Here is a 12838-nt window from a genome sequence, read left to right as displayed (position 1 = left end):
CACCGCCGGCGCGGCGGCCAGCGGCGCCGACGCCAGGGCCTGTGGCGCCACGCGCACCGCGTTCTGCCGCACCGGCTGCGCCTGCGCAAACGCCCTGGCCGGCACCGCCGTCACGGCCTGCCGGTTCACGTAGCGCACGTTGGTGATGTTGACGTTGTTATAGACGTTGGTGATCTGCGTCTTGTTGATGACCGTGTTGCTGGTGTTGATGTTGGTGACGTACACCGGACTGGCCCGGTACGACGGCCGGTACACCTCGCGCGGCCCCAGCGGGAACCAGGCCACGCCGGGATCGCGCTGCCCCACCATCAGCGTCACCGCGCCCACGAACACCACCAGCGCCGGCGCATACACCGGCCGCTGCACCACCGGCCCCGGCACCCAGCCCCAGCCGGCGGGCGTCTGCGCCCAGCGGCCGTAGTGCGACACCGCGAACCCCCACGGCGCATCGTCGACCCAGGTCCAGCCCCACGGATCGACCCAGGCCCAGTGGCCGTCGCGATACGGCGCCCAGTCGTGCGTCACATGCGCCGGCATCCACACGTTGCCGTAGCCCGGCACGTCGCGCCAGTCGCCGTTGTCGTCCAGGTCCTCGTAGCCGACCACGTCGCTCGACACATAACGCGCCGCCACCGGATGCTCCAGCCGGCGGTCGCGCTGCGCCGCCCAGCGGTCGAAATCGTCGGCCGGCGGCAACTGGTTCACGCTGAAATCCTGCAGGCCGGTGCCGGTGAAGCGATACCCCTGGCCGGGATCGACCAGGTAGGACGTGTTGTCGCCATACGCCTCGCCCTGGCCGTCGACCACCGCGACCTCGGTGGCGTTGCCGGAGGCGTCCACCTGCAGCCGGTAGTGGCCGGGCTTGCGGATGCTGAACGCCAGGTTCGGCGTGTCGACCTCCAGCACCTCGTCGGGACGCAGCTGGCGCACACCCAGGTTCAGCCGCCCCTGCGACAGTTGCAGCTGGGTCTTGGTGTCGTCGGCGTTGAGCAGCGTTACCAGTGTCTCGCCGCCCATGCGCACGGCGGCGGGGCCGGCCTGCACCTCGTCGCGCGCGCCGGCCGCGGTCCACAGGCGGTCGCCCGCGACCAGTGGCCGGTTGATGCCGGCCGTCTGCCAGTCATCGGCGCCGGCGGCGGAAAAACTCACGGGGCCGGCGACGTACGCAAGGCGCGCCACGCGCGCCGGCGGGTCGGCCAGCGCGGCCCCGCTGTGGAACATGGCGGCGCCGGCCAGCGCCAGCAGGAATCGGCTATGCATGATGGGACTCGGAAAAATCTGCGATGCGCCCAACATAGCCGATCGGCGCACCGCCCACTGTTCGCTGCCGCACGTCCGCGCGCACGACGCCGCCCCGGCCGGAGCGGCGCAATCTGCCGCGGCGTACGCTCAGGAACGGCGCTGCTTGCGGCGCGCGGTCCAGCCCAGCAAGGCCAGGCCGGCGCCCAGCATGGCGTAGCTGGCCGGCTCCGGCACCGGGATGACGGTGCCGATGGCCTGGAATTCCGAGACGGCGAAATGGTTGTCGCCGCGGCCGGCGGCGCCGCTGATCATGAAGGCGGTGGCCGCGACCGGCGTGTCCAGCGTCGTGCTGCCGTTGTCCATGCCCCACGAGAGTTGCGGCGCCATCACCGCCAGGTCGTGCCAGGTGTTGGCCTGGTCGCGGTACTGAATGCGGTAGAGGTTGTCGTTGTCGGCCTGGATGTTCAGCTGGTTCACCATCGCCGCCTGGTTGAGGGTGATGGTCACCGAGTCGGCGCCGTAGTCGCCAGTCCAGAACACCGTGCCCAGGTTCCACTGCGTCTGGATCGGCAGGTAGGCGCCGTCCGTGACCGACGATGGCAGGGCCGGCACGCCAAAGCCCCATTCGCCGCTATTCCAGAATCCGCTGCCGGTCAGTGTCACGCCGCCGCCCATGGCGACGTTGGTATCGGCCAGGGCGGAACCGGCGCAGGCCAGGCAGGCCAGCGCAATCGCGAGCTTTTTCATATCTTCTCCTTACACAATATAAAATTGATAAGACAGAAAACCAGAATAGCATGGGCTCGCCAACTTTCAAGCCGCCGTGTCTCGCGTGCGCGACGCCGCGTTCAGGCCGACACGGCCGCGCGTTGCGTGAACAGGCGCACGCCGAATACCGGCCCGGCGGTATGGCCCGGTTCGGGATCGAAACGCACCACCACGCTGCGCTTGCCGCTGGTGATGCGCTCCGGCACCGGATATTCCTGGTCGACAAACACGCCCGGCTGGCCGCCATCGAGCTTGACGCGCGCGATCCGCTCGCCGTCGATGCTGATGTGGAAATCGCGGTTGCGCTCCTCGCCCCAGTAGCTCGCCTGCAGCAGCAGCGGGCCGTCGACGCACTTCATGCGGAAGCTGAAGTAGCCGCCGGTGCGCGCATCGCGTCCGTTGCGGCCACGGTAGGCGACCGGATAGGAGATCGCCGATTGCAGGTCGTGATCGCGCTCCGGCTGCATCTCGCCCAGGTGCATCACATCCACCGAGCGCTCGGCCAGGTCCTTGAGGCGCGCCTCCTCCTTGCGGAAGGCGACTTCCGACGCCGCCCACTCGGCCTCGGTGTAGACGCTGAAATACACCGCCGCGCGCCGCTCGTACTGCGAAAAGAACGGCGTGAACGTCATGTCGCCGGGGCGGCCGGTGCCCACGCTGCGATACACGGCCCGGCCCCTGTCCGCCTCCGCGAACGCGGCCAGCACGTTGACGCCCACCAGCGCCGGCGCCAGTCCGGTGAACGGCTTGTCGGCCGCGCCCAGGTCCGCCGCCAGCACCATCGGGCCGCGCAGCAGCGCCACCACATGGTCGTTGCCGGCCGCCGCCTCCATCCGCAGGTCCAATGGCAGCGACAGGCGCACGCTGTCGCCCGCGCGCCAGAGCCGGCGTATCAGCAAGTAGCCCTTATGCTTGCTGGCGGTCTGCGGTTTGCCGTTGACCAGCACCGTGTGCTCGCCGGCCCACGACGGCACGCGCAGCGCCAGCGTGAACTCGCGCGCCCCCGCCAGCCGGCGCACCTTGAGGTCGATGTCGCCCTCGAACGGATAGCGCGTGTTGAGCTCCAGCCGCGCGGCCTTCCACTCCACCGTCGATGGAATGTAGAGATTGACGAACAAGGTGTCGCCGTTCTCCCAGTAGATCGAATCGCCATGCTTGGCGTGGCTCTCCATGCCGGACAGCACGCAGCACCAGAAGTCGTTGTCCTCGCTGGAGTACTCGCGCGCCATGCCGGACATCAGCGGCGTCATATACGTGAACATGCCGGTGCGCGGATTCTGGTGCGCGAGGATGTGGTTCAGGTGCGTGCGCTCGTAATAGTCGAAGTAAGCGGCGTCCGGCGCCCAACTGTAGAGATGGCGTGTCATCTTCAGCATGTTGTAGCTGGCGCAGGCCTCGCAGGTCTGCTCGGTGATGTGGGCGGCGATGCCGTCGGGCGCGAAGAAGTACTCACGGTCGCCATTGCCGCCGATGACGTAGCTGTGGTGCTGCGTGACGCGCTTCCAGAAGAAGTCCACGGCGTCGGCGTCGCTGCGGCGGCTGGTCAGCTCGTGGAGGCGCGCGAGGCCGATCAGCTTGGGGATCTGCGTGTTCGAATGCAGGTTGGCCAGTTCGTCGCGGCCCTGCGTCAGCGGCGCCAGCACCTTGGTGTGGTACAGCCGCCGCGCCAGCGCCAGCCAGCGCTGGTCATTGGTCCGCGCATAGAGTTCGGCGAAGCTCTCGTTGATGCCGCCATGTTCGCAGGCCAGCACCTGCTGCACCTGCTCGTCGCTGAGCGCGGCGAACACCTTGTCGATATACCCAGCCAGGCCAAGCGCCACTTGCAGCGCCTGATCGTTGCCGGCGTGGGTCTGCGCGTCGAACAGGCCGGCGAAGACCTTGTGCCAGTTATACAGCGGCACCCAGCAGCCATTCAGGTCGAAGCCCGCGGACCTGATCTCGCCGCGCACGATCTCGGGGAAGATCTCCTTGCCGTCGACCACCGTGCCATCCGCGCGCTTGCGCATGAAGCCCGCCACATAGCCATCGCCGTGCGCCTGCTGCACGCGCGCCAGTTCGGCCACGATGTAATCGATGCGCGGCTTCAGCGCCGCGTTGCCGGTCTGCGCAAGCATCAGCGACAGCGCGGACAGGTAGTGGCCCAGTCCCTCGCCCGCGATGGTGTCGGACTCCCAGCCGCCGTAGATGGCGCCCTTGGTCGGCAGGCCGGCGAAGCGGTGATAGTTGTGCAGGAAGCGGTCGGCGCTCAGGCGCAGCAGGTAGGCCTGGTTCGCTTGCAGCGCGTCGGCGTAGATCGAGGGCAGCAGCCGGACCGACGACAGCGGCAGCGCACGGGCGGTGGATGGAACGCCGGTGGCCACCGCACTCCCGGCGGCGGCCACCGCGTTGGCCGTGGCGGTCCAGCCGGAGATCAATCCCAGACCGGCGGCGCCCCGCAATAACTGTCGACGATGCATGCATACCTCCGAGGTAAACGATTTACCCCATTAATGTACGTGCCTGGCCGGCGGCGGTCTTGTGCAGGCTCCGCTAAAAGGATGACGAAATCTGCACAATGCGGTGCTCACCAGTCCATTTTCTGGCGAATGAAGGCGGTCAGCTGCGCGGCGTTGGCCTGGTGCTGCTTGACGCGCGGATGGCCGCCGAAGCCGGTCCACGGGAACACGATGGTGTCGATCCGCTGGTCACCGCCTTGCCGCATCTGGTCCACCGCCGCGCGCACGTAGCCCGGCCACTTGGAGCCTTCCTGCACCGCGTCCATGCTGCCCAGCGCGCACACGATGTACGCCTGCGGATACAGCGCGCGGATCTTCTGCACGAAGCTGCGGTAGGCCTGCACGCGCTGCGCGTCGTCCGGCGCTGGCGACAGGCGCTTCTCGCGGTCGATCAGCCAGCGGTCGTTCTGGAACAGGTTGATGACCACCACGTCCGGCGTCCAGGAATGGAAATCCCAGTGGGTGTCGTTGTTGCCGACGGCGCTCAGCTGGTCGTAGAAGTCCGGCATCGTGAACGGGAACCAGCTGATCATCACGCCGATGCCGCTTTGCGAGATGATGTGCGCCTCCGCATCCAGCGCCCGCGCCGTGACCGACGAATAGGAGAGGAAGTTGTTCTTGTCCTTCAACAGATGATCCGGCCCGTCGTCCGGCGACTCGTCGCCCATGCCGGTGGTGATCGAATCGCCGAAGAACTCGATGCGGCGCTGCTTGGCCGGCGGTGGCGGCAGCAGCTTGCCGCCGTCCGCCAGTTCCAGTCCCTGGAAGACGGTGCCGCCCTCCTCGCCCTCGGTGCGCTTGGTGATCAGGAAGCGGTGCGGACCTGGTCCCAGGCCGCTGGCCACCGCGTAGGTCTTGCCGCCCTGCGCGGCCTCGATGACGGCCGCCGGCTTGTCCAGGTCGCCGTCGATGAACACGTTGAAGAAGTTCTTGCCCAGCTGGTCGTCCAGCTTGACCGCCAGGCTGGCGCCGGTGAAGTTCCCCTCGATGCTGGTGCCGGGCCACGACAACATGGGCCGCGCGCGGTCGGTGAAATCGATGCGGCCCGTGTAGCGCAATTGCGCATCATCCGGCTGCACCGCCACGCCCGCGAACGCCTGCCCGGCCAACAACAACGCCGCCAATCCTGCCCTGAACTTCATCAAAACGTCTCCTGTCCGATGCTCGTCAAATCGAGCTGTACCGGCATGGTAAACGATTAACCGTTCATGCGCTGATTGGCCGCTGGCGCAGCTATTATTCGTTTCGCCTCGTCGACAGCGCCACGATCGCAGCTCCCGCGGCGAGCACCAGCGCGTCTTCGATCAGTCCGCTGCGGGTCTGGCCGATACGCGCCATGGCCCGCTTGCGGCCCGTCAGCGTCAGGTAGGCAAGCGGCACGGCGGTGGCGATGGCGATCGCCGCCCCGGCAGGCTCCCGTCCCCTTGGCGCCAACGCCGCACCGGCGATGCCGGCACTCATCACACGCGCCGCCAATCCCAGGAAGACAGTGCGGTCCGGGGCGGTCTTCATCTTGTCGCCGAACAGTTCACCGGCCCCCATCGCCAGCGCGCCGGCCTTGAACAGCGGGCGGTCCAACAAAACCAGTTGCCCGGGCGTGCGGCGGTTGGCAAGGCGGGCCGCCGCGATGGTGGCCATCGGTGTCATCGAGCGCGCGCTTGCGACGGCGCCTATCAGGGCGGAGGAAAGCAGGTTGCGAATATTCATCTTCAGGAACTCCAATGAAATACGGCAAGGTTGCATACCCAGCTTACCTCTTCATGGAGCCCAGCCCGTCAGAAGAACACTCATCTGCTTGTAGGAACAGAGGTGCCAGTTCACGCGAACCTGGTGAAACCCGGGAATGTACAGGGCGGGGTCTATTTTTTCGGCTTTTACTAACCACTACTACCCAATGCTAACCACCGATATTTCGTACTACTCCACGCTATTTTCGGAACTAAAAACTACTAACCATTATCACTTGCATGTGACTTCAAGATCACCGCCACGCGCCTTGGGATATGTGACAGTACATTCGGTAACGTTGGCATCCAGTTGCTTCGACAAGATCGCATCATTTTGTCCATGGTCACCGTAATAACATGCCAACCATTTCTCGCCCGCTTCCTTACCGCCAAGCTCAGTCCATTTAACGGTATCCTTGCCGGCGACCTTGCCCGACCAGTTCGGCTTCGCCATGGCAATGGACGAAGGCGGCCCCCACATCAAGCCCGCGCCATTCAGTGGTAGGCCTGGTTCGTATTCGTATAAATAGAAAGGTGTCCAACCTGTAGGAGCGCGAGTGATCTGGATAGTGTCCCGTTTTATCTCTTTGGGACATTCAATCTTATGCTCGGCGGCCAGCCCACCTGAGCACCAGACCGCGATCACGGCGATAAGGGCGCGCATAAGCTGCTTACTCGATCACCGAAAATGCATCCGCATTGTCGCTGGCTTCGGGCCACGAGCCATCGGCGTTTTGTTTCTTGTGCTTGGCGTAAATCAACCGTGAGGAAATGTAAGGTTTTTCGCCCCGCCCCGGCTTTGGTATCCACTGGTCGATGACGTAGAAGCCCTGCCCAGGAGCGGCGTGTCGCAAAAAGAACGCCGCGTGATTTCCCCTGTTGTTGCTTGGGTAGCGGCCTTTTACAAATGTGGCGATTGCCGTTCCTGGCGCGATGTCCTTCGCATCCAGAACGGCAATACCTTGTTTCCACAGCTGGGTGTTCGGTGCGTGCGCATAGTGCTGGAGGAGTGCCACGCAATCGCCGTTACCAACCTTGGGTTTCCTTTGTAGGGCACGCGCCATCGCATAAACGTATCGCATTTTCAGCACCTCTCAGCGTCTACATGATCGTGCTAGTGTCGCGCTGCGGCTGCTTTACGTTTTTGAGATGGCACAAGACGGGCGTTCTATGCGCCAGGTCCGAATCGGCGGCAAGGCGCCCAGCTTGGCGGCCTAGCCTTCGACAAAAGCGCGCATGGCACGATCTTCGATACCCGGGGCCGCTTACGCCAGACCGTACCGTGCATTTCCACACGCAGCGGCGTCTATCCGTGCGTGGCTGATACCAGACTGGCGATCAAGCTGCATCCACACGCGCCGCGGTGACCATGCAAAGCGACCATGCGCCCGCTGATCAGATACGTAGCCGCGCCTTCCACGATGGCGTTCACGCCATGACCCGGCAGAGGACACGTCACCATGTCCCCCACACGCGCGATGCCGATACCACCAATGCGATGCGCGGGCGATGCCGTGATGACCTTTCCGCCATGTGACGTCGCATCCCCCAAGCGAACAACTGGTAACGCCATTTTTCGCCTCCACGACCGGTCTATTGAAACAGCTTTTCCAGTTCCTTGAACATGGCCTCTTTATCACGGGCTTCGTCGCTGCGCAGACCGCGATAAAAATGGGAAAATTCCTCCTTGCTCACCGACTCCCTGGTAATACCGTAGCATTCGAGGTATTTATTTGTGGCATTCACCAATGGCAACGTCTCCGTTTCCGTGCGAATCATACCTTTGAGCGCAGCATCCAGCTCCGGCGTAAAGTCGTCGGCCGGTACATAAAAGGCGGCATTGGCACGATTGTATTTATCGCTACTCGACATCAACCGGATAAACACGGGAATCAGTGACGAATCCCGCTGCCCGCGATTAAGGTTCCAGGCGGCCGCAATCTCAGCATCCTCGCGCAACTGGTGAGCCTCCAGTAACTTCCTAACGACAGGTGCCGCCCGCTCCGCATCGACGATGAATAGCCCGTTGACGCTTTCCCTGCTGCCGCCCTCCTCCACCATTTTCAACAGGTACTCAAACGCCATCGCGCGTTCTTCGCGAGTCATATCTGTGAAATAGATTTCACTCAGACCATCCAGGCGCTCCCTGTTGTTCATTGAAAAGAAATCTAAAAAATTCTGGTATGCATTCATGGGCGTTGGTCGAACTTCAATAACTGGTCAATATAATTGGGCGATAACTGGTGAGGCGCCGAGCTGAGGTCGACCACGTGTAACTGGATATCGCTGATCTTCCCCTGCTCCAAACGGTCAAGCAGCAATGGCTTTTCCTGATTGTGCCAGACGGTCAATGGATCCCACAATTTATTCGGTGTCTGCACCACGTTCACGATACCCGACGTGCCTTCGGCATACTTTTCCGACACCCCTTGCCAGAGCGGCCCTGAAAATGGCGGCGGCCCCTTGGAGGCGTCCCAAGGTAAATTGTTGATATCCGGCCAGCCATCGATAATACGTCCACCCGATGTCGTTTCCAAAGTGACGCCACCGATCTTTTCGGCAAATGCTCTCGCGGCATCGGGATGGCCCAACTGCTTCGCTTGCCATCCCGTTCCCGACCAGAACACCGCGCCATCCTTAGGCGAACTAACATCCAGCCGTTTGATCACCTCGTCCCAGGTATCACCGGCCTTAGTCGGGAAATGGGGCTTTAATATCTCCCGGGCTTCATCGAGCTTGGCCTTGGCCAGAACCATGTCGCCATTTTTTTCGGCATCCCGCGATTCCTTAGACAGTTGCGTGATCCGCTCGCGATCTGCCGCCACTGCGGCATCTGCCACCGCCTGCCGCTTGGTGTTGACACCGTTGTCGGGCGGCTTGGCCGGAACCGGGGCATCCTTCAATGGCACATCTGCCGCAGTTTTTGGTGGATCGATAGCCTTCGCTTTGGGCTTAGCGGCGTCCGGTTTGGCACGTGCCGCTGGGGCCTTGGCCTCCCCTTTGGACTTGGGCATCACCTTGCCAGGCGTATCCCTGACCCGCTGCCTCACGGGCAATTCCGCCACTTTCTTGTCCGCTTGAACGCCGGCCGCCACCGTATGTGCTTCCTTCGGCGCGGTCTGTGCCAGCACCTTGGCCAGTCTCGCATCGAGTTCGGCAAGCGCTTTCGGCATGTTTCTAAGTGCATCCTGCTGCACCGCATAGAATTTATGTTCCCACGCCGCCAGCTTGGCGATGGTGGCCTTGACGCTGTCGAAATAACGCAAGCTCTCCAAGTGAGTCCGCAGGGCCTTGACCATGTCCACCAGCTTACCGGTGATCTTGCTCATGGCCTGCATCAGCGGTTTCTCGTATTTGGCGAACTGAATCGCGCGCAAGAATTTCAGGATGTCACCCTTGATGAATTTTTGCAGGAAGCGTACCAGCTCCACCAGCTTGGATGCCTCCTTAATCAACATCAGCATCACTGCGCGCAATGCGGCCCCCAGTTCCGAGCCGGCGATGCCACCGACGATGGCGCCGACCCCGGCAGCCACGGCGCCCCCGGCCGCCATCGCCACCGGCAAGGCGATGACGATGAGGCAGGCGCTGAGCAGCACCCACTCCATCAGTTCCTCGCGCTTTTCCGGATGATTGGCCAGCCGCAGGATGACGGCGACCGCATCGCGCGCGCTGGTGACGATGACGACGCCCGGAATAAAACTGACAAGCATGTCGGCCACTACGGCCGACAACGGCCGGTGATCCGAGAATTCACCGAACAGTACCGACTTGAGCCAATCCATGCCGCCAACGACCTGACCCCAGGCATCGTCGAGTATCGAATGTTGGTCCGGCGCTTGCTGGCTCATGCCCGCCCCTTCGCGGCCGCACCGCCCGGCGTCCAGTTCAATAACTCATGGACGTCCTCATGCAGCTCGCTGTCCACCGTGGAACTTGCCTGCAGCGGTTGATAATCGTATTCAATTTTTGCCCCCACACCGGGTGGCACGCCGCTGATGCGCGCAATGCCGAGCGCATCGAGCGCACCCTTGCGGATGGTGCCGTCGCTTAACGTCGCCTTGTAAGCGGCACCGGCCAGCGGCGCGCCCCAGTCGGTCAGATGGCGAAACTCCAGCTCGTTCTTTGGCAACTCAGGTTTCTGCACGTGCGGCATCACGTATGGCTGGCGCGCCGGCCCGGGCATGGTGTGCATCGATGCCTGCGCGGTCCAGGTGCCGGGTGTGCCGTTGGTGATACCGGAGGCGTCGATCTTGATGAAGGAGCCGCCGGCGGAGAGCATGACCTCATCCTTGGCATGGATTTCGATGCGCGAGGTGGTCGACAGCAGCCGCACCACTTTTTCAGCGATCAAGTCGAGGTCGTCGCTTTGCGCCTGGATCTCCACTTTGCCCTTGGCGGCGAACAGTTTGACGCCGGCGTTATAGGCAAACAGGCTGATTTTTTCGGCGACACTGGCAAGCAGGCTTTTGCCGATCGCGATATTTGCATCCGCGCCGGACGATAGCGTCACTTCGCCCCCGGCATGGACGTGGGCACCCTTGCCGCTGGCCAAGCCGATGCCGGCCGGCGAGGCCGCCAGCAGGATCGCCTCCTTGAAACGGTTGGCACCGCCCTCGCCTTCACCGTTATACCGTTCTTGCGTGGCATCGATGAAGTGATCCAGCGCGTCGCGCCCGGCCAGCGGTTCCGCACCGGCCTTGGCCGCAGTATCGGACAGGTTTTTAGTAAGCAAAGCACCCGCCTTCAACTGACTGGTTGCTTCGGTGGCGTCGAGCTGGATGCCTTGCGGCCCCGGACGACCAAAGGTACTCAGATACAGGCCCCGGTGGGTGACGATGGCGCCGAAATCATCGGTGCTGAGGGCGAACCCGGCGCCATAGAAGCCGCCGCGCGTATTGCCCTGCTGGCTGACTAGATAACCCAGGTTCAGTTGCGCGTGGCTGCTGGTGCTGTACAAGTGCACGCGGTTTTGTCCGGTGGTGTCGTCGAGCACCAGTTGGTTGAACCCGCTGCCCTTGTATTCCTTCGACTTGTAGCCCGACAGTTTGCCGTCCGTATGCCACTGCGGCGCCTGCTCTTCGTTATATAGGCGGCCGGTCACCACCGGCCGGTCGGCGTCGCCGTCGAGAAAAGTGACGATCACCTCCTGACGGATGCGCGGCACGTTCAAGCCGCCCCAGCCTTGGCCGGCATTCGGATAGCTGACCCGCACCCAGCAGGAAGCGCCCTCGTCGCCCGGGTTCAGCCGGTCCCAGCGGAACTGCACTTTGACGCGGTTCAGGGCGTCCGTATAAATTTCCTCGCCTGCGGGGCCGACCACCACGGCGGTCTGCGGATGCAGCGTGGGTTTCAGGTGCTCGAACGGGCTGCGGAAGGGCACCTTGCGGCGCTGCACTTCCATGCGGTTAAAACAATGGCCGGTGTGCTGGTTGCCGGCCAAGTCCGGCCCCAGGTCGCGCCCCATCGCCGCCTTCATCGCATCCAGTTGCGGCACCAGGCTGCCGGGAAAATCTTTCACCTTGTTCGACAACGGCAGATTATTCTCAATCGCCCATTCCACCGCAATGACGACGAACTCGCGCTCATCCTGCGCATCGCCCTGGTGCGCAGGATGATCGTCGAGGATGAACCAACTACCCACGGGCAAGGAACGCACGCCGGAAACGGCGGCAAACCGCTTCATTGTCGACTCCCATTGTTCGACCCGTAAGCGCGACTGCCGGTCTCCCTGTTCGCGGTTCGAATAGGTGTAGGCGCCGGTGTATTCGTATACCTCCATCTGCGCCGGCAGGCCGCCATGGCTGGCCTGCACCTGGATATTGCTCTGCATCGGCTGAGCCGTCGCCTTATAGTCGTTGGTGCGGCCGGTGAACTGGCTGGAGGCGAGCGTACGATCGGCGCTCCAGTGGACGATTTTATGCAGTTCGTCTTCGGTGCCGGCGCTGTAGAATTGTATCGACTGCTGCGCGAGCGGCTTGAGCTGGTCGGTTGAATCAGTAATCACCAGCACATGGCCGGAGCCGTCGGGATGTTGCTCGTGATAGCCGTACCAGCCTTCTTCCTCCATCAGGCGCTGCGCGAAATGCCAGTCGGTTTCGTACTGGGTGCAATACGAGCGCTGGGACGCAGGCGCCTTGATTTCAAAGCGAAAGTTGCCCTGCGCCTCAGGATGGCCATTAAACACCTCGCTGAGAATATTGTCGGCGGTTTTATCCTGCCAGATGCGCGCATCCTTGCGGAACTTCAGGAAATGCAGCCACGGCGCGAACGACAGCTGACAGAACATCAATTGCCCGTCACTGCCGAGGCGCTTAATCGTATGCACATAACCGTGCACCGGCAGATACGCGCGGTCCGCCTGCTGAACCCATAGCGTGACAGGCTGGGCGATCAGCTTCTTCAACTCAATATCGTCGCGCACCGAAACGCAATCGACACTGTACTCGTAGCTTCTGCCCAGACGTTCCTGGGCGACGACGCGTTGCGGCAGCAGGACATCTTCGCCTAACGGCGTACTTAATTTGATCAGACGGTCTTGCTGGCCTAGCAGGGCGGTGCCAACGGTTAGGAAGTTTTGCAGATCAGCCATTGGAAGAATCATTT

At 63.0% G+C, this 12838-nt stretch carries 11 protein-coding genes; all 11 read right to left on the bottom strand.

The features are described 5' to 3' along the window. Positions 1 to 1260 (bottom strand): DUF6600 domain-containing protein (locus tag GTP90_RS26545; protein ID WP_254452059.1); only part of this gene is annotated, 1260 nt, incomplete at its 3' end. Positions 1261 to 1389: 129 nt separating this feature from the next. Then, entirely contained in the window at positions 1390 to 1989 is a 600-nt protein-coding gene (locus GTP90_RS36680; RefSeq protein WP_217432035.1) for a PEP-CTERM sorting domain-containing protein, read from the bottom strand. A 101-nt stretch (positions 1990 to 2090) separates the two neighbouring features. Further along, positions 2091 to 4466, bottom strand: a complete 2376-nt coding sequence (locus GTP90_RS26535; RefSeq protein WP_175048248.1) for a glycoside hydrolase family 127 protein — start codon at positions 4464 to 4466, stop codon at positions 2091 to 2093. 107 nt (positions 4467 to 4573) lie between these two features. Next, the gene (locus GTP90_RS26530; RefSeq protein ID WP_161086319.1) at positions 4574 to 5647 is read right to left on the bottom strand and encodes an SGNH/GDSL hydrolase family protein; all 1074 of its coding nucleotides are present in this window, start codon (positions 5645 to 5647) and stop codon (positions 4574 to 4576) included. 94 nt (positions 5648 to 5741) lie between these two features. Then, on the bottom strand, positions 5742 to 6212 hold the full coding sequence (locus tag GTP90_RS26525) for a hypothetical protein (RefSeq protein WP_161086318.1): 471 nt from the start codon (positions 6210 to 6212) through the stop codon (positions 5742 to 5744). A 252-nt stretch (positions 6213 to 6464) separates the two neighbouring features. Further along, the gene (locus tag GTP90_RS26520) at positions 6465 to 6896 is read right to left on the bottom strand and encodes an STY0301 family protein (protein ID WP_161086317.1); all 432 of its coding nucleotides are present in this window, start codon (positions 6894 to 6896) and stop codon (positions 6465 to 6467) included. 7 nt (positions 6897 to 6903) lie between these two features. Next, positions 6904 to 7314 carry a BPSL0067 family protein gene (locus GTP90_RS26515; protein ID WP_161086316.1) on the bottom strand — a complete coding sequence of 137 codons (411 nt, stop codon included), beginning with the start codon at positions 7312 to 7314 and terminating at the stop codon, positions 6904 to 6906. A gap of 224 nt (positions 7315 to 7538) precedes the next feature. Further along, positions 7539 to 7805 carry a PAAR domain-containing protein gene (locus tag GTP90_RS26510; protein ID WP_161086315.1) on the bottom strand — a complete coding sequence of 89 codons (267 nt, stop codon included), beginning with the start codon at positions 7803 to 7805 and terminating at the stop codon, positions 7539 to 7541. 20 nt (positions 7806 to 7825) lie between these two features. Continuing rightward, positions 7826 to 8425, bottom strand: a complete 600-nt coding sequence (locus GTP90_RS26505; RefSeq protein ID WP_161086314.1) for a hypothetical protein — start codon at positions 8423 to 8425, stop codon at positions 7826 to 7828. Beyond that, complete coding sequence (locus GTP90_RS26500; RefSeq protein WP_161086313.1) at positions 8422 to 10083, bottom strand: hypothetical protein; 1662 nt, start codon at positions 10081 to 10083, stop codon at positions 8422 to 8424. Before GTP90_RS26500 ends, GTP90_RS26505 begins: the two co-directional genes overlap by 4 nt. Then, positions 10080 to 12824 (bottom strand): type VI secretion system Vgr family protein, encoded by a 2745-nt coding sequence (locus tag GTP90_RS26495; RefSeq protein WP_254452058.1) that lies wholly within the window; start codon positions 12822 to 12824, stop codon positions 10080 to 10082. The genes GTP90_RS26500 and GTP90_RS26495 overlap by 4 nt, the downstream gene beginning before the upstream one ends. Between the last annotated feature and the right edge of the window lie 14 nt (positions 12825 to 12838).

The sequence above is a fragment of the Duganella vulcania genome, assembly GCF_009857655.1.
Classification (GTDB): Bacteria; Pseudomonadota; Gammaproteobacteria; order Burkholderiales; family Burkholderiaceae_D; genus Rugamonas; species Rugamonas vulcania.
The sequence above is the reverse complement of the archived record's forward strand: the minus strand, read 5'-3'. Positions and strand labels throughout refer to the sequence as shown.

Coding starts and splice junctions, on each gene's coding strand:
- GTP90_RS26525 (WP_161086318.1), bottom strand. CDS start 6,212: ATGAATATTCGCAACCTGCTTTCCTCCGCCCTGATAGGCGCCGTCGCA.
- GTP90_RS26510 (WP_161086315.1), bottom strand. CDS start 7,805: ATGGCGTTACCAGTTGTTCGCTTGGGGGATGCGACGTCACATGGCGGA.
- GTP90_RS26500 (WP_161086313.1), bottom strand. CDS start 10,083: ATGAGCCAGCAAGCGCCGGACCAACATTCGATACTCGACGATGCCTGG.
- GTP90_RS26535 (WP_175048248.1), bottom strand. CDS start 4,466: ATGCATCGTCGACAGTTATTGCGGGGCGCCGCCGGTCTGGGATTGATC.
- GTP90_RS36680 (WP_217432035.1), bottom strand. CDS start 1,989: ATGAAAAAGCTCGCGATTGCGCTGGCCTGCCTGGCCTGCGCCGGTTCC.
- GTP90_RS26520 (WP_161086317.1), bottom strand. CDS start 6,896: ATGCGCGCCCTTATCGCCGTGATCGCGGTCTGGTGCTCAGGTGGGCTG.
- GTP90_RS26515 (WP_161086316.1), bottom strand. CDS start 7,314: ATGCGATACGTTTATGCGATGGCGCGTGCCCTACAAAGGAAACCCAAG.
- GTP90_RS26495 (WP_254452058.1), bottom strand. CDS start 12,824: ATGGCTGATCTGCAAAACTTCCTAACCGTTGGCACCGCCCTGCTAGGC.
- GTP90_RS26530 (WP_161086319.1), bottom strand. CDS start 5,647: ATGAAGTTCAGGGCAGGATTGGCGGCGTTGTTGTTGGCCGGGCAGGCG.
- GTP90_RS26505 (WP_161086314.1), bottom strand. CDS start 8,425: ATGAATGCATACCAGAATTTTTTAGATTTCTTTTCAATGAACAACAGG.